The 16,896-nt window shown below is 72.0% G+C and carries 9 protein-coding genes and 3 pseudogenes; 8 read left to right on the top strand and 4 right to left on the bottom strand.

Annotated elements, in window-relative coordinates; translation table 11 throughout:
• On the top strand, positions 1-8,231 hold an 8,231-nt coding region (locus AC156L_RS34110), incomplete at its 5' end, for an SDR family NAD(P)-dependent oxidoreductase (RefSeq protein WP_484407613.1).
• A 236-nt stretch (positions 8,232-8,467) separates the two neighbouring features.
• On the opposite strand, the gene AC156L_RS34105 is transcribed toward AC156L_RS34110, so the two are convergent.
• Both AC156L_RS34105 and AC156L_RS34100 read right to left on the bottom strand, forming a co-directional pair.
• Positions 8,468-9,682, bottom strand: a complete 1,215-nt coding sequence (locus AC156L_RS34105) for a cation:proton antiporter (protein ID WP_330876554.1) — start codon at positions 9,680-9,682, stop codon at positions 8,468-8,470.
• Between the two features lie 447 nt (positions 9,683-10,129).
• Positions 10,130-10,852: an MIP/aquaporin family protein gene (locus tag AC156L_RS34100; protein WP_330876553.1), complete on the bottom strand. Its 723-nt coding sequence runs from the start codon at positions 10,850-10,852 to the stop codon at positions 10,130-10,132.
• 501 nt (positions 10,853-11,353) lie between these two features.
• Here AC156L_RS34100 and AC156L_RS34095 point away from each other — a divergent pair.
• From AC156L_RS34095 to AC156L_RS34075, 5 genes and pseudogenes are all read left to right on the top strand, one after another.
• Positions 11,354-11,617 carry a hypothetical protein gene (locus AC156L_RS34095; RefSeq protein ID WP_330876552.1) on the top strand — a complete coding sequence of 88 codons (264 nt, stop codon included), beginning with the start codon at positions 11,354-11,356 and terminating at the stop codon, positions 11,615-11,617.
• Positions 11,618-12,088: 471 nt separating this feature from the next.
• Positions 12,089-12,217 (top strand): hypothetical protein, encoded by a 129-nt coding sequence (locus tag AC156L_RS34090; RefSeq protein ID WP_330876551.1) that lies wholly within the window; start codon positions 12,089-12,091, stop codon positions 12,215-12,217.
• A 638-nt stretch (positions 12,218-12,855) separates the two neighbouring features.
• The gene (locus AC156L_RS34085; RefSeq protein WP_330876550.1) at positions 12,856-13,203 is read left to right on the top strand and encodes an SPW repeat domain-containing protein; all 348 of its coding nucleotides are present in this window, start codon (positions 12,856-12,858) and stop codon (positions 13,201-13,203) included.
• Positions 13,204-13,455: 252 nt separating this feature from the next.
• Positions 13,456-13,839 carry an AMIN-like domain-containing (lipo)protein gene (locus AC156L_RS34080; protein WP_330876549.1) on the top strand — a complete coding sequence of 128 codons (384 nt, stop codon included), beginning with the start codon at positions 13,456-13,458 and terminating at the stop codon, positions 13,837-13,839.
• Positions 13,840-13,930: 91 nt separating this feature from the next.
• Positions 13,931-14,361 (top strand): annotated as a pseudogene (locus AC156L_RS34075) (DUF1996 domain-containing protein); the annotation flags it as partial.
• 112 nt (positions 14,362-14,473) lie between these two features.
• Here AC156L_RS34075 and AC156L_RS34070 read toward each other — a convergent pair.
• Positions 14,474-15,664, bottom strand: a pseudogene (locus AC156L_RS34070) (RNA polymerase sigma factor).
• Between the two features lie 84 nt (positions 15,665-15,748).
• Positions 15,749-15,859, bottom strand: a pseudogene (locus tag AC156L_RS34065) (YciI family protein); the annotation flags it as partial.
• A 27-nt stretch (positions 15,860-15,886) separates the two neighbouring features.
• Here AC156L_RS34065 and AC156L_RS34060 point away from each other — a divergent pair.
• Both AC156L_RS34060 and AC156L_RS34055 read left to right on the top strand, forming a co-directional pair.
• Positions 15,887-16,252: a hypothetical protein gene (locus AC156L_RS34060; protein WP_330876548.1), complete on the top strand. Its 366-nt coding sequence runs from the start codon at positions 15,887-15,889 to the stop codon at positions 16,250-16,252.
• A gap of 315 nt (positions 16,253-16,567) precedes the next feature.
• Positions 16,568-16,896, top strand: a 329-nt coding sequence (locus AC156L_RS34055) for an NAD-binding protein (protein ID WP_330876547.1), incomplete at its 3' end; no start/stop codon positions are given.

Below are 16,896 nucleotides of genomic sequence, written 5' to 3'. Positions count from 1 at the left end.
ACGGACAACAACGCGACCAGCCCCTCCTACTGGGCTCGGTCAAGTCCAACATCGGCCACACCCAAGCCGCCGCAGGCGTCGCCGGAGTCATCAAATCGATCCTGGCCCTGCGCAACGGGATCGTGCCGCCGACCCTGCACGTCGACACCCCCACCCCGCACGTCGACTGGACCACCGACACCATCCGCCTGACCACCACAACCCAACCCTGGCCCGAGAACGACCGACCCCGTCGGGCCGCGGTGTCCTCCTTCGGCATCAGCGGCACCAACGCCCACCTCATCCTCGAACAAGCACCCCACGAGGACGTGCCCCCGAGCGAGGACGGCGGGAACGGGCTCACGCCCTGGGTGCTGTCCGCCCGCACCGCCGCCGCGCTGCGGGCGCAGGCGAGCAGGCTGGTCGACGCGCCGGGGACACCCGCGGAGGTGGCCCGGTCGCTGGTCGCCACCCGATCGCTCATGCCGCACCGCGCCGTGGTGTTCGGCCGCGACCGGGAGCAGCTCGTCGACGGCCTCCGGGCGCTGGAGGGCGGTGGCACGGCACCGAACCTGGTCGTCGGCGAGACGTCGGTGACCGGTCGGACCGCGTTCCTGTTCTCCGGCCAGGGGGCGCAGCGCCTCGGCATGGGGCGTGATCTCGCCGAGGCGTTCCCGGTGTTCCGGTCCGCCTTCGACGAGGCGTGCGCCGCAGTCGACCAACACCTGGGCCGCTCCCTGCGCGACGTCGTGTGGGGGACCGACCCGGAGTTGCCGGACAGCACCGAGTTCACCCAGCCCGGCCTGTTCGCCTTCGAGGTCGCGCTGCACCGACTGCTGCTGTCCTGGGGGGTGACCGCGGACCACCTGGCAGGCCATTCCATCGGCGAGATCGCCGCGGTGCACGCCGCCGGGGTGCTGTCGCTGGCCGACGCCGCCGCGCTCGTCGTGGCCAGGGGCAGGCTGATGCGGGAGATGCCCGACGGCGTGATGGTCTCGGTGCGCGCGTCGGAGCAGGACGTCGTGCTGGAGCCCGGTGTGTGGATCGCCGCGGTGAACGGCCCGGAGTCCCTGGTGCTGTCCGGGGACGAGGAGCCGACCCTGCGGGTGGTCGGCGCGCTGGCCGACCGCGGGATCAGGTGGCGCAGGCTGCGGGTGGCCCGCGCCTTCCACTCGGGTCACGTCGACGCGGTGCTGCCCGAGTTCGCGGACGTCCTCGCGGGCCTGTCCTTCGCGGCGCCCCGCGTGCCGGTGGTCTCGTCGGTGACCGGTCGGGTCGAGGTCGCGTTCGACGCGGCCTACTGGCTGCGCCAGGCCCGTGAACCCGTGCGGTTCGGCCAGGTCCTGGACGCGCTGGCCGACCTCGGCGTCCGCCACCACCTGGAGGTCGGGCCGAGTGCCGCGCTCACCCCGCTGGTGGCCGGGCACGCCGTCGCGGCGGTGCGTGACGGGCGCTCGGAAGCGGAGTCCGTGGTCGCGGCCGCTGCGGAACTGCACGTCCGCGGCGTCGGGTGGGACGCGACGGCCGTCGCGGGCGCCGAACGCGCCCGCGTGGTCGACCTGCCCACCTACGCCTTCCAGCCGGAGCGCTTCTGGTGGCCCGCGGACGAGGAGCCCACCGACTCCCTGCGCCACCACAACGCCTGGCGTCCGCTGCCGTCCGGCGGTGGGCTGACCGGCCGCTGGGTCCTCGTCACGGGTGGCGGCGCGATCGCGGACCGGGCGGAACGCGCTCTGGTCGGCCTCGGTGCGGACGTCACGGTGATCGCCGCGCCCGAGGAACTGGGGCCGGTGCTCGACGCGGAACCGGTGCGCGGTGTGCTGTCCCTGCTCGCGCTGGGGGACGTCGGTCTCGCCCCGCGGCCCGTGCCGGACGGACTGCTCGCCACCAAGGCGCTGGTGGACGTCCTGGTGGGCTCCGGCTCGGCGGCACGGCTCTGGTGCGCCACGTCCTCCGCCCTGTCCACCTGGGACGGTGAGCCGGTCGCCAATCCGGTGCAGGCGGTGGTGTGGGGCCTTGGGCGGGTCGTGGCCGAGGAGCACCCGGCGGTCTGGGGAGGTCTGGTGGACCTCCCCGAAGCGCCGGACGACGGTGCGCTCGACCGGCTGGCCTCCGTTCTGACCACGGGGGAGGACCAGGTCGCGGTGCGCGCGTCCGGCGCGCTGGCCCGACGACTGGTGCCCGCCGCCGAGGTCGCGGCCGAACCCCTCGTCCTCGCGGGAACCGCGCTGGTCACCGGTGGCACCGGAGCGCTGGGCGGCCACGTCGCCAGGTGGCTGGCGAACCGCGGCGCCGAGCACCTCCTGCTGCTGGGCAGGCGCGGCACCGACGCGCCGGGAGTCGCGGACCTGGTCGACGAACTGCGCGGGCTCGGCGTCGGTGTCTCCGTCGTCGCGTGCGACGTCGCCGACCGCGACCAGTTGGCCGCCGCCATCGCCGTGGTGCCGGAGGAGCACCCGTTGACCGCCGTCGTGCACGCGGCGGGAGTCCTGGACGACGGAGTGCTCGGCGCTCTCACGCCGGAGCGGTTCGCGGGCGTGCTGGGCCCCAAGGCGCGGGCGGCGGCAGCGCTGCACGAGCTGACCGAGGGCTTCGACCTGCGCGCGTTCATCCTCTTCTCGTCGTTCGCCGGCTCCGTCGGCGCGGCGGGGCAGGCCAACTACGCCGCGGCCAACGCCCACCTCGACGCCCTCGCCGAACACCGCAGGGCACGCGGGCTGCCCGCGACCGCCGTGGCGTGGGGGCCTTGGGCGGGTGGCGGCATGGCCGCCGACGACGCGGTCGCCGCGCGGATGGAGCGGACCGGTGTCACGCCGATCAGGGCCGACGACGCGCTGGCCGCCCTCGACCGCAGCGTCACGTCCGGTGTGGCGGCCACCGTCGTCGTCTCGGCCGACTGGGACGTGTTCGCCGCGACCCGGTCCGGGCCCCTGTTCGCCGAACTCGTCGAGCCGGTCGTCGAACCGGTCGTCCAAGCCGCCGCCGTCCCCCTCGACCTGGACGACCTGGTCCGCACGGAGATCGGCCGCGTCCTCGGCCTGTCGGACCCCTCGCTGGTCGAGCCGCACAAACCGCTGCGGGAGCTGGGTTTTGACTCGCTCACCTCGGTGGAGCTGCGCAACCGGCTCGCCGCCGCCACCGGTCTGGTCCTGCCGACGACCGTCGTGTTCGACCACCCCACCGCGGCCATGCTGGCCCGGATGCTCAGGACCGAGCTGTCGGGCGGGGAGTCCGAGGTGGCCGAGGAGGTCGTCGCGGTCGACGACGACGACCCGGTCGTCATCGTCGGGATGGCGTGCAGGCTGCCCGGCGGCGTGACCTCGCCGGAGGACCTCTGGGACCTGGTGGTGTCCAGGGGGGACGGGATCGTCCCCTTCCCGGCGGACCGCGGCTGGGACGTCCCCTACGACGAGTCGGGGGAGCGTCCGGGCAGCAGCTACGTGCGGGTGGGCGGCTTCCTCGACGACGTGGGCGGGTTCGACGCCGACTTCTTCGGCATCTCCCCGCGCGAGGCGCTCGCGATGGACCCGCAGCAGCGGCTGTTCCTGGAGGTCTCCTGGGAGGTGCTCGAACGCGCGGGCATCGACCCCACCTCGCTGCGCGGCTCCCGCACGGGCGTGTTCGCGGGCATCAACGGCGGCCACTACGCGTCACGGCTGTCGAGCGTCCCGGAGGACGTCGAGGGCTACCTGGGCACCGGCAACTCCGGCAGCGTCGTGTCCGGCCGGGTGTCCTACGCCTTCGGGTTGGAGGGGCCCGCGCTGACCGTCGACACCGCCTGCTCCTCCTCGCTGGTGACCATCGACCTCGCCGCGCAGTCGCTGCGACGGGGGGAGTGCTCGCTGGCGTTGGCGGGCGGCGTGAGCGTGATGGCCACGCCCGAGCCGTTCGTGGACTTCAGCAGGCAGCGCGGGCTGGCGCCGGACGGCCTGTGCAAGTCCTTCGGCGCGGGCGCCGACGGCACCGCGTGGGGCGAGGGCGTCGGCGTGCTGGTGCTGGAACGCCTGTCGGACGCCCGGCGCGAAGACCACCGCGTGCTGGCCGTCGTGCGGGCGAGCGCGGTCAACCAGGACGGGGCGTCCAACGGCCTCACCGCCCCCAACGGATCCGCGCAGCAGCGGGTGATCCGAGCCGCGCTGGCCTCGGCGGGCCTGTCGTCGGCCGATGTCGACGTGGTCGAGGGGCACGGCACCGGGACGAGGCTCGGCGACCCGATCGAGGTGCAGGCGCTGCTGGCCACCTACGGGCAGGAGCGGGACGTCCCGCTGCTGCTGGGATCGGTGAAGTCCAACATCGGCCACACCCAGGCCGCGGCCGGGGTCGCGGGGGTGATCAAGGCGGTTCTGGCGCTGCGCCACGGGGTCGTGCCGGGCACCCTCAACGCCGACGAGCCCAGCCCGCACGTGGACTGGTCCTCCGGCGCCGTGGCGGTGGCCTCCGAGGCGTGCGACTGGCCCGCGGTGGACCGGCCCCGCCGCGCCGGGGTGTCGTCGTTCGGGATCAGCGGGACCAATGCCCACGTGATCCTGGAGCAGGCCAGGGAACCCGAGGCGGACCGGGTGGACGAGCCCGACCGCGTGGTGCCGTGGGTCTTCTCCGCCCGCACGGCGGACGCGCTGCGCGCCCAGGCCGCACGCCTGGCGGAGACCGCGGGGACACCGGCCGGGGTGGCCCGCTCTCTGGTGACCGGACGTGCCGCGCTCCCGCACCGCGCGGTCGTCGTCGGCCGCGACCGGGCGGAGATCGACCAGGCGCTGCACGCGCTGGCGGCCGGGGACGACGCGCCGAACCTGGCCGTGGGGACCGGCACGGCCGCGGGCGGGCTGTCGTTCCTGTTCTCCGGCCAGGGTTCCCAGCGGCTGGGCATGGGACGCGGTCTCGCGGACGCCTTCCCGGTCTTCCGCCGGGCGCTCGACGAGACCGCGGCGGCGCTCACCGACGTGATGTGGGGCGAGGACGAGGGGGCGCTCGACCGCACCGAGCACACCCAGCCCGCGCTGTTCGCCGTGGAGGTGGCGCTGTTCCGGCTGCTGGAGTCGCTCGGCGTCCGACCGGACGTCGTGGCGGGCCACTCCATCGGCGAGATCGCCGCGGCGCACGTCGCGGGGGTGCTGTCGCTGGAGGACGCGGGCACGCTGGTGTCCGCGCGAGGCCGCCTGATGCAGCGGATGCCCGACGGCGCCATGGTGTCGGTCCGCGCGCCGGAGTCCGATGTCGTCGCGCTGCTGAGGCCGGGGACCTGGATCGCGGCGGTGAACGGACCGTCGTCGGTGGTGGTCTCCGGTGACGAGGAGGCGGTGCTCGCCCTCGCCGCCGAGTCCGCCGCGCTGGGTTTCAGCACGCGGCGGCTGCGGGTCGACCGCGCCTTCCACTCCGGGCACGTGGACGCGCTGCTGCCGCAGTTCGCCGAGGTGCTGGCCGGACTGAGCTTCGCCCCCGCACGCCTGCCGATCGTGTCCTCGGTGACGGGGAAGGCGGACGAGGCCTTCGACGCCGAGTACTGGCTGCGGCAGGCCCGTGAACCGGTCCGCTTCGGGGACGTGCTGACCGCTCTCGGCACCCGCGTGCACCTGGAGGTCGGTCCGGGCAGCGTGCTGACCCCGCTCGTCACCGAAGGCCTCGCCGTGCCCGCCCTGCGGTCCGGACAGCCGGAGGACGTCGCCCTCCTCACCGCCGTGGGCGCCCTGTCCTGCGCGGGCGTGCCGGTGGACTGGACCGCGGTCGTCCCCGAGGCCGCGCCGGTCGACCTGCCCACCTACCCCTTCCAGCACCAGAGGTTCTGGCTGGAGGAGGCCACCACCCGACCGGTCGGCCTGGCCCGGTCCGGTCATCCGGTGCTGACCTCGGAGATCGAGCTGGCGGGCACCGGTGAGACGGTGCTGACCGGTGTCCTGTCCGCCACCACGCTGCCGTGGGCCGCCGACCACGTCCTGTTCGGCGAGGTCGTGGCGGGAGGTGGCCTGCTCGCGGACCTCGCCCTGCACGCGGCCTCGGTCGTGGGGTGCCCGGTGGTGGACGAACTGCGCGTCGAGGTGCCGCTGGTGCTTCCCGAGGCCGGTGAGGTCGAGTTGCAGGTGCGGATCCACCCCGAGGAGGACGGCGCCAGGGAGGTCCTCTTCCACCGGCGCGGCCCGCGGGGGTGGACCCGCTTCGCGGCGGGCACGCTCGGCACCGCGGAGCACGCACCGGTGGCGCCGCTCGACCAGTGGCCGCCCGCCGACGCCGAGCGGATCGACCCGGCACCCGCCGGCGGGCTGCGGCTGGGCCCGGCGTTCCGCCCCGTGGCGGCGTGGTCGCGTGGTGACGAGGTCCTCGTCGAACTGGACTCCGTCCCGGTCGGCCGCTGGGACTCGGCCTGGCACGCCGTGCCCGGACTCGCGGGCCCGCTCGTCACCGCCCTGCGGGGACTGCGAGCGCACGGCGGACCGGTGTCCCGCGTCCGCGTGACGCGCGCCGCGGACGGGATCTCGTTCGAGGCCGCGGACGCGACGGGAACCCCCGTGGCGTCCATCGCCTCGGTCGAGTTCGCCCCCGCCGACCGCGCGCGGCTGACGGCCGACCGCGACGTCACCGGTGAGGCGCTCTTCCGCCTCGACTGGGCGCCGCTGCGCCCCGCGGCCCACCCGGCGCCGGACCTGGTGGTCCACCCCGCGCCCGGAGGCCGTGCGGCCGACGCCGTCGTGGAGACCGTCGCCCTGCTGCGCGGCTGGCTCACCGGTCGGTCGGACGACCGGACCCGACTGGTCCTGCTCACCCGGCACGGCGTGGCCGTCGACCCCGCCGAGGAGGTCGACCCGGACCAGGCGGCGCTGTGGGGCCTGGTGCGGTCCGCCCAGACCGAGCACCCCGACCGGTTCACCGTGCTCGACACCGACGGACCGCCGTCCGACGACGAGATCGGCCGCGCGGTCGGCACCGGCGCACCGCAGCTCGCGCTGCGGGCGGGAAAGCTGTTCGCGCCGTCGCTCGTGCGCGCCGAACCGACCGCGGAGCCGGTGGACCTCGGCGACCACGACACCGTCTTGATCACCGGCGGCACGGGAGGGCTCGGCGCCCTGCTCGCCCGCCACCTGGTGGCCGAACGCGGTGTGCGGCACCTGGTGCTGGTCAGCAGGCGCGGCCCCGCCGCCCCCGGCGCGCCTGCGCTGCACGAGGAGCTGACGGCGCTGGGCGCCGAGGTCAGCGTCCTGGCGTGCGACGTCGCCGACCGCGCGGCGCTCGCCGACCTGCTGGCGACCGTCGACCGCCCGGTGACCGCCGTCGTGCACGCCGCCGGTGTCACCGACGACGGGGCCGTCCTGTCGCTGGACCGCGACAGGGTGGACCCCGTGCTCCGCGCCAAGACCGAGGCCGCACTGCACTTCAAGGACCTGCCCGGCCTCCGCCTGCTGGTGTTCTTCTCCTCGGCGAGCGGTGTGCTCGGCGGACCGGGCCAGGGCAACTACGCGGCGGCGAACGCCTTCCTCGACGCGGTCGCCCACGAGGTCCGCCGTCGCGGCGGCCACGCCGTGTCGCAGGCCTGGGGGCTGTGGTCGCAGCCCGACGGGCTGGGCGGCAGGCTCAGCGGCACCGACCTCGCCCGCATGGCCGCCAACGGGATGCTGCCGCTGGACGCCGCCGACGGACTGGCCCTGTTCGACCGCACCGCGGGCGGGACCGAGTCCCTGGTGCAGGCCCGACTGGACCTCGCGGGCCTGCGCGCCTCGCGTTCGGCCCCGTTCCTGCTGCGCGACCTCGCGGGCGGCCGACCGGAACCCGAACCGAGCCAGGTGTCCACTTCGGACCCGAACGCGGTGAGGGCGTTGGTCCGCACCCACACCGCGAAGGTGCTCGGCCACACCGCCGCGGAACTGGTCGACGCGGACCGCGGCTTCCTCGACCTGGGCCTCGACTCGCTGACCGCCGTCGAACTGCGCAACCGCCTCGACCGCGACACGGGTCTCCGCCTGCCCGCCACCGTCGTCTTCGACCACCCCACCCCGAACGCGCTGGCCGACCACCTCACCACCCTGCTCACCCCACCACCGACCGCGCCCCTGACCACCGCGCTCGACGACCTGGAGGCAGCGCTGACCGCGGCCGTTCCCGAACCGCACGACGAGGTCGCCGACCGGCTCTCCCGGCTGCTGCGGCTGTGGACCGACCGCCGGTCCCCGGACGCCGACGAGCCCTCCGGCCTCGACCTCTCGGCGGCGTCGCTGGGGGAGGTGCTCGACTTCATCGACAGCGAGTTCAGCGGTGACCACCGGTGAACCGTTCGATCCGTGTTCGTCGGGACGCCGTTCGTCGTCGTTCCAACGCAACCACAGCCACAGCGGGCAGCAGCCCGTGACGGCCAGTCCGATCGAGTCCGTCCAGTGGTTGGCCCATTCGCCGTCCACCCACACCAGCGCCCATCCCAGCACCGACGCCAGTCGAATCCACGACTGGCGTCGGTGGATGAGTGCCAACGTGACCATGAACAGCACCGCGAACACCGTTCCGGCGCTCACAGTCCTCGCCGCCGGTCGGTCTTCTCGACGGGCCGACCGGTGGGCAGGTTGCCGGGTGGCTCCACGCTGAGCGCTTTGGCGATCGGCACGTCGGTGGAGGAGTGCAGCACGATCGACAACGCGATGGTGACCGCGACGAGGTCGAACACGTGCTCCCCGGCGGGGATGCCCGCTTGCAGTACCAGCAGTCCGTAGACCACGGAGGCGAATCCCTTGGGACCGAACCACGCCGCGACTGATCGTTCCCGCGCGGGCAGTGGTGTTCGCAGCAGTGAGAGCAGCATCGCGGCGGGTCGGATGAGCAGGATCGCGATGACCGCGACGGCCCAGTCGCCGGCGGTCAGGTGGGAGAGGCGTTCCGGGGTGATCAGCGCGCCGAACACCAGCAGCGCGGCGAACTTCGTGACCTCGGAGAGCAGGTCGCCGAAGTGCTCGAAGTTCTCCGCGGTCCCGTGGTCCAGGGTGGCCAGCACCGATCCGGCGGCGAACGCGGCGAGGTAGGGGTTGGCGTGGGTGAGGTGGCAGGCCGCGTAGACGATCACGCCGATCGACAGCGGCCCCAGCGCCTGCAGGCGGGGTTCGGCGGTCAGGATGCGCAGTTTCCACGCCAGGGTGATGACCGTCGCGATCGCGACGCCCAGTGCCAGGCCCGCGACCAGTTCGCCGGTGATGGTGCCCAGATCGGTGTCGCTGCCGGCGGCGGTGGCCAGGAAGATCAGGACGAACGGCAGTGCCAGCCCGTCGTTGAGCCCGGACTCGACGTTGAGCAGTCGCCGCAGCCGCAGCGGCACGTCGGTGCGGCCCACGATGGCCGCGGCGAACACCGGGTCGGTGGGGGAGAGGATCGCGCCGATGAGCAGCGAGGTCGTCCAGTCCAGACCGGCCAGGAAGTGCGCGGGCAGCGCGATGCCGATCATGGTCAACGGCATCGCCAGTCCCAGTGCACGGCCGGAGAGCCGCCACCCGTCGCGCAACGCGGGCAGGCCCGCGCGTTGGCCGTCGGTGAACAGCACGGTGAACAGGGCCAAGTCCGCCAGACCGGTGACGAACGCCCCGTCCGACGGGATGTCGACCAGCCCGAACCCGCCTTGGCCGATCAGCGCTCCGGCCACCAGGAACAGCAGGGCTGTCGAGAGCACGGTGCGTGCCGCCACGCCCGACAGGGACACGCTGATGAGCAGAACCACACCGAATGCCAACACGAGCGCCATCTGGTTTCCCGTCAACGTCGAACCACCCACCCCGTGCGGGGCAGGCGTTGCCGACCAGACTTCCCGGCGCTCCGTGCGCAAAGATGCCGCACAAGCAGCCCGTACGCAAATCGGCCTCCGTGGATCGGGCCCAGCAGTACACGACGGTCAGGTCCACAGCGAATGCTGTGGACCTGACCGTAAATCGCGAATCAAACGCGCGAAACCGTGCCGAATCGGTTGCGGAGTCCGATTCGGTTCTCTAGGGGATCAGTGCAGGACTGCTATGGTCCGAGTTCCACTTCCTTCTCCGGGGAAAATTGGGGCTTTACCTGCGTGCGAACGTCGATCGTGCAGGACCGCGAGTTGTGGGAAACGCTGTCGACCGTCCAGCCTTCGGTGATCGCCGAACTGCCTGCCAGGCAGGCCAGGTGTCTGGCGACGTCGGCAGGCATCGGCTCGGTCGGCTCAGACCCGTTCAACGGTCGGCCGTGCGGTCTTGAGGCCGCTGACGGCCTCGTGCAGCAGCGCGGCCGCCAGGCCGCCCGCGATCGGGCCGACGAGGTAGACGACCAGGTGTGACCAGGCGACCTGGCCGCCGGTGACGGCGAGCACCAGGTCGGGGCCGATGGTGCGGGCGAAGTTGACCGAGGCGCCGGTGAGCGGACCGATCGCCATGATCTGGACGGCCAGCGCCAGGCCGATGCCGAAGCCGGCCACGCCCTTGGGGGCCGATGAGGTCACGGCCAGCGCGTAGACGGCGGTGACCAGCAGGAACGCGCCGAATGCCTCGGCGAGCAGGCCTTGGCCGACGTTCACGCCCTCGGCGAGGGTGGTCGCGCCGAGTCCGCCTGTGGTGCCTGAGCCGGTGTAGGCGAGGTGGATGACGGTCGCGCCGAGCGTGCCGCCGAGTAGTTGCGCGAGGACGTAGGCGGGCACCTCGCGCCAGGGGAACCGGGCCCTGGCGGCCAGGGCGATGGTGACGGTGGGGTTGAAGTGGCCGCCGGAGACCGAGCCGAACGCGTAGATGGCGACGGCGAGGGCGAGCCCGTGGGCGAGTGCCACCACGAGCAGTCCCGGTCCGCCCGCCTCGACTCTGGCCACGGCCGCGGCGGCGCCGATGCCGAAGAGGCACAGGGTGGTGGTTCCGGCGAGTTCGGCGAGCAGTCGGCGCGCCAGCGGGCTCTCCATGCGAGGAGTCCTTTCGGTTCCGGTGTGGGGCGACTCCTATCTTCACGGGGAATGGCCGGACGGGGTGACCGCCAAGTTGACCAAGGATGCCTTACGTGTTCCTTACGAGACTCGGCTGATGTCGAGAATCAATCGAGATGCTGGATTTTGGCCATTGTGCCGGGTATTCGATTCACGCGCCGTCGACGTCGGATTTCCGGCTCAATCCCCGGCGACCAAGCGACTTCGATCGAGAGTTCGTGACGTCTCCTCGGCGACGGCTGTCGCGAGTGGGTCCAGCGCCCGGTCCAGCCAGTCGTCGACTCGAACCGCGGGCATCCCGGCACCTCCGACCAGGCCCACCGTGATGGAGCAGCGGTCCGCGCACATCCCCAGCACGCGCAGGACCCCGGTGTAGCTGGTGGTGGTCTCGCTCCAGTGCCTGGTCGTCCAGAGGTGTGATCGCAAGGTTCATTTCCCGCGTCGTGGGCGACAGCGGGGTAGGTCGCTATGACACTCCAGGTGCACGACCAGGTGCCTGCCGCACGGGGCGGCAGACATCTGCACGGAACACGTTCCCTTGCTGTGAGAGGCGAAAACCGCACCGTGACCGCGAGTCCCGATGAACTCGATATCGAATTGATCTTGATCTGCGATCACTGCGGGCGTATCCACGACAACGGCGATCAAGCACCGGTGTCGTGGGACGAGCTGTGGCTGCGGGCGACCGGAGCGGGCTGGAGCGGTCGTGATCGGGCGGTCGGACCGCACTTCTGCTTCCGCTGAACCGACTGAGCGACTCAGGTCGGCCTGTGCCTCATTCGACCAACGTGGTCGAATCGGGTACCGCCGACGAACTGGTCGGCTCCGACGGTGAGGATGACGGCGGATCCGGTCGTTGCCTGAGGGTGGGTAAGGGTTGGGGGGTGGTCGACGACGTCACGAGTGGTTTCGGTTCGCCCAGGGTGATCACCCCGCACCCGGTCAGCGCCACGACGCACCACCAGCATGGTCGAGCGCCTCACCGGCTTGCCTCCGCGATCTCGACGACTAATCGGGAGCCGCCGTCCGGCCGGTCCTCGACCCACACCGCGGCTTTGGTCGGGCGGTCTCGATGCGGTTGTGGTGCCCGCTCAAGCCCTGCGCTCCACCATCACGTTGCCCTCCCCGAGCACGGCGTGACCGCCAACCTCCTGCTGCGCTGCTTCAGTTCGGATTTCGCGCCGCGCACCCTGCTCGATCGAGCCTGCCGCGGTCGTGAGGCGCCTGACGAAGTCGGCCGTTGTCGTCGTCGTGCGCAAGCCGCACGCAAGCTCCGTGGCCGCCCGCCTCGGCACCACCCGCGTGGTGATCTCCGGAGAACTGCGCGACGGAGCGGCGAGGTGACCGGTCTTCCGCGCTGACCTGTGAGGTCGTTCGTCGACGCCGCCGTTCGGGCCGACGACCTGGTGCTGGCACTGCGCCCCGTTCACCTCAACGAGATCCGCCGCGATCCGCTCCCGTTCGGCCCACGGGTGCCGGCCTTCGCCCGACGACCACCCCCCTGGAGTTTTACGGCAGCGCATCCGCTGGTTGCTGAGCCGTCAGTACCGGTGGCCGACACAGCGCCGGAGGTGAACCTTGCGGTTGCCTGACGTCGTTCGTCGTGCTGTCTCCGAGGCGGTCGTCCGGGTACCCGAACGACATGAACACCAACGGACACTCGTCACGGCGGTCGACCACCTCGCTTGCCGGCCGCGTGGCTTGTCAGACCGTTCCTCAAGGTGGGACCCCGTTGAAAGGTGGGACCCGTTGAACCAGGACCGGACAACGCCGGGTGTGAGCAGCCGCGTCTCGGGAGAGCGTCACGGCTCACGACCCGATCAGGAGGAATCAAGCCGAGAGCGAAGGGAGCGAGAATGAACCATCAACCGAGAACGTCGTCTCGAAGCGATGACGTGCTAATCACCGAACAGCCCACAGGTGCGGCCCTTGACCGAACCGCACACAATCCTCTTGCCGCGAGGGCAGTCAGTGCGCTGACCATGCTCGCCGGTTTCTGGCTGGCCGTCTCGCCCTTCGCGTTGGACTACACGGCCACGGGTCGAGGTTTTGACGGCCGCTGGAACTCCGTGGTGGTCGGCGTGGTCCTCGTGTTGTTGGCGGTGGTTCGGACAGTGGTCCTCGACGCCACACCGCTGCTCAGCCTCGCCTGTGTGGTGCTGGGTGCGTGGTTGATCATCGCGCCGTTCGTGCTCGGCTACAACGAGGGCACGGATGCTCCGACCGTGGTGGGCCACCATATGGCCATGGGATTCATCGTCGTGGTCACGGCCGGGTTCAGTGCGGCGGCGACCTACCAGTACCGGCGCGATGCGCGTCGCCGAACGTGACGGGTGTCGTGATGTGCTGACGCACAACAGCCACAACCGATCGGACAATCCGGGTGGCTGGCCGGGCGCCTCGTGTTCGCCGGGTGGGAAGCCCACGTGAGGGAGAGGGAGATCATGCGCAGGTTGGCGTTGGCGGTCGCCTCCGTACCGGTAGCCATGACGGTGGTGTCGGCAAGTGCCGGTGCCACTGCCTGTGCGCCGGCGCACTGGGGATCGGGGCCCAAGACCGTGATCACCGGTACCAGCGGTGCGGTGACCGGCATTCGTTCCGGGCGGCACGAGCACTTCGACCGGCTGGTGATCGACACCCACCTGGCCGACGGCGGCTACCACGTGCGCTACGCCGACGAGGTGACCTACGTCGGGTCGGGTGAGCCGGTTCCGCTGCGCGGCGGTGCGAAGTTGTTCGTGATGGCGTACTCGCCGTCCTACGACGAGGACTTCGACCCTACCTACGAGCCGGCGGACCCGGCCGAGGTCGTGGACGTGACCGGCTACCGGACGTTCCGGCAGGTCGCCTGGGCCGGGTCCTGGGAGGGCACCACGGACCTCGGGCTGGGTGTCCGCGCCCGCTTGCCGTTCCGGGTGTTCACGCTGCCCGACCGCATTGTCGTGGATGTCGCCCACCAGTGGTGAGTCGTGGCGGGATCGCCACCGAGGGGTGCGCCCGGCATCTGCCCAGAACATCTGCCACAACACCAAGGACAACCCGCCCGAGGACGTCGACGACAAGAACGAGTCGGTCAATGGCACCCAGAACGCCCGCGCGTCGTGGAGTTGCAGCGGGTTCGAGGGCGCGGTCGTGATCGACAAGTACCCGTTCTGCCCCGAGGGCGGCAAGGTGTTGCGCGTCCACGACCTCCCGAGTTGCTGGGACGGCAAGAACACCGACAGCAAGAACCACCGCGACCACATCGTCTCCCCCAACGCCAACGGTTCCTGCAAGCGGGGGTTCAAGCCGGTGCCGCAACTCCGGGTGACGTTGGTCGACGACATCCCCGCGCGGTCCAGCAGGCTGGGCAGTACGAGGTGGACTCCTTCCCCCAGGAGGACCACGACCCGGCGACCGACCACGACGACTTCGCCACCGTGATGTCCCAGCGGTTGATGAACCGCGTCGTCCGGTGCGTCAACCACGACCGGACCTGCGAGGAGTGACCGGTCCGGTGGTGCCGCGCGTCCGGCAGGCGGCACCACCGGCGGTAGTCGGCGTTGGCGAACCGGCCGCGTCGGCCGAGGAGCGCGGGCGCAAGGGGGGCGGATACGGCCGTCAGCGTGCTCCTCGACCTCCGCGTCTGAGGAAGTCCCGTTCGGCCGCGGTGGGCACCAGGGTCGTGGCGTGGTGGTACGCCACCGGCGCCTCGTCGTGGCGGCCGAGCCTTCGGAGCAGGTCGGCCCGTGTGGCGTGGAACGGGTGGTGGTCGTCCAGGTCGAGCGCGTCCACGAGGTCGAGTGCGGCGCGCGGACCCCGGACCTCGCCGATGGCGACGGCTCGGTTGAGCGCGATGACCGGGGTGGGGAGAGGGACAGCAGGTGGTCGTGGAGCGCGAAGACCTGCGGCCAGTCGGTGTCCCGCGAGGTCTTGGCGTCGGCGTGCACGGCGTTGAGGGCGGCCCGGAGTTGGTGGGGGCCGGGCCGGTCGCGTCGTAGGCACCAGCGCACGAGGTCCTGTCCCTCGGCGATCAGGTCGCGGTCCCAGAGGGCGCGGTCCTGGTCGCCGAGCAGGACGAGCGCGCCGCCGGGGCGGGCGGGCGCGCGCGGGTCGGCGTGATTCGGTCAGGAGCACCAAGGCCAGCAGGCCCACGGCCTCGGGTTGGCCGGGCAGGAGCACGGCCACGGTCCGGGCGAGTCGGATCGCCTCCGAACCGAGGTCGGGGCTGTTCAGGCCCGCGGTGCAGAGGAGGTAGAGGACGGCCAGCACCGAGGACAGCCGGTCGGGCAGCTCATGGGCCGCGGGAACCCGGTGGGGGATGCGGGCGGCCTTGATCTTGCGCTTGGCCCGGACGAGTCGTTGGGCCATCGTCGGCTCGGCGACCAGGAACGACCGGGCCACCTCGGCGGTGGACAACCGGCCGAGCAGCCGCAAGGTGAGCGCCACCCTGGCGTCGGTCGACAGGGCGGGGTGGCAGCAGGTGAAGATCAGCCGGAGCCGGTCGTCCCCCAGGGCGTCCTGCACGGGCACGTCCTCGCTCGGCGCGAGCACGGCCACCTCGCCGAGCGGGCTTCGACCCCGCGCCTCGCGGCGCAGCCGGTCGACGGCGGCGTTGCGGGCGGTCGTGATGATCCAGCCACCGGGATAGGGTGGCAGGCCGTCGACCGGCCACCTGCGCAACGCCGTGGCGAAGGCGTCCTGCACCACGTCCTCGGCGACGTCGATGTCGCCGGTGAAGCGGATCAGCGCCGCCACCGAGCGGCCGAACTCCTCGCGGAAGATCCGGCCGAGCTCGACGTTGCCGAGCACGGGGCCAGCCTCCCGGCTCGGTCGCGAACCCGGCGACCGGCGGACCTCGATCGGCGTCGCGATGATCTCGGTCACCTTGGACGCCCAGCCGAGCGCGGCGTCGAGGTCCTCGGCCTCGATGACGTAGAACCCGCCCAGGCGCTCCCCGGACTCCACGAACGGGCCGCCGGTGGTCAGCACGCGACCGCCGGACACCCGCACGACCGTGGCGGTGCCGGGTGCGTGCAACGTGCCGCACCGACGGGGAGCGCGGAGTTCGACCAGGTCTTCGCCAACCGGTTGCGGGCCGCTCGCGGTGGCGTCTTCACGTTCCTGGCCCAGATCCTCAGCAGCACCCGCAACACCGAGATCCGCGCGTTCGCCGAACGCCGCATGGAGGTGGTGCTCGACCACATCCAGGTCATCGAGGCCACCGGCATGGTCGACTTCGACGACACCGAGGCCATTCCGCTGCCCGCGCTCGCTGCTCCGGCGGCCGTGAAGAACCTGCCCGCGCAGGTGCAGCCGCAGGCGCTGGTGAAACCGGTGGTGCAGCAGCAGCCCACAACCGGGCCACCAGCGGGGACACGATCAGCGTCATCGTGGTGATCGCCTTCGGCGCCCCGGTGCTGTTCGTGTGGAACCTCCTCAACCTCCGCCGAGGCCGAGCCCGCTAGTTCCCGTTCCCCGCTGTCACGATGAGCACGGGTCGTCCGGTCGAGGTCGGACTTCGGATGCCGCACGGGTGTCGCCGCTGTTCCGCCTCGCTCCATGATGTTCTGCTCCCCCACTTCGATCGGCGACGTGCGGATCGACCTGGGGAAAGCGCAAGCAGATCGTCAGGTTCACCTCGGTCAGTGCGATGCGAGGGTTGTGGGACCAAGTGGCGAGTCGTGTTCTCGCCCATCATCGCGAGGAGCAGTGATGTTCGGCCATGTCGTGGTCATCGGGTACGGCGCGACGGGACGTCGTGCCGCGTTGACCCTGGTGGAACTCGCGACCGCCACGAGTGTCGTCGTCGTGGAGGTCGACTCCGATCGTGCCGCCATCGCGGGTTACGACGGGGCTCACGTCGTGCACGGTGACGGCCGCGGTGATGCGGTGCTGCGGTGTGCCGACATCGATGTGGCGTTGTGCGTCGTGGTCGCGGTGAACAGCGACGCGGAGGGCATGCTGGTCACCTCGGCCGTGAGGCGGTTGACCAGTGCCGCGATCATCCTCGTGGTGCGCAGATCGGTGGTGACCTCCGTGGC

The sequence above is a fragment of the Umezawaea sp. genome (assembly GCF_057122925.1).
Note: the sequence above shows the minus strand (reverse complement) of the source record. Positions and strands in the feature narration are given on the sequence as shown.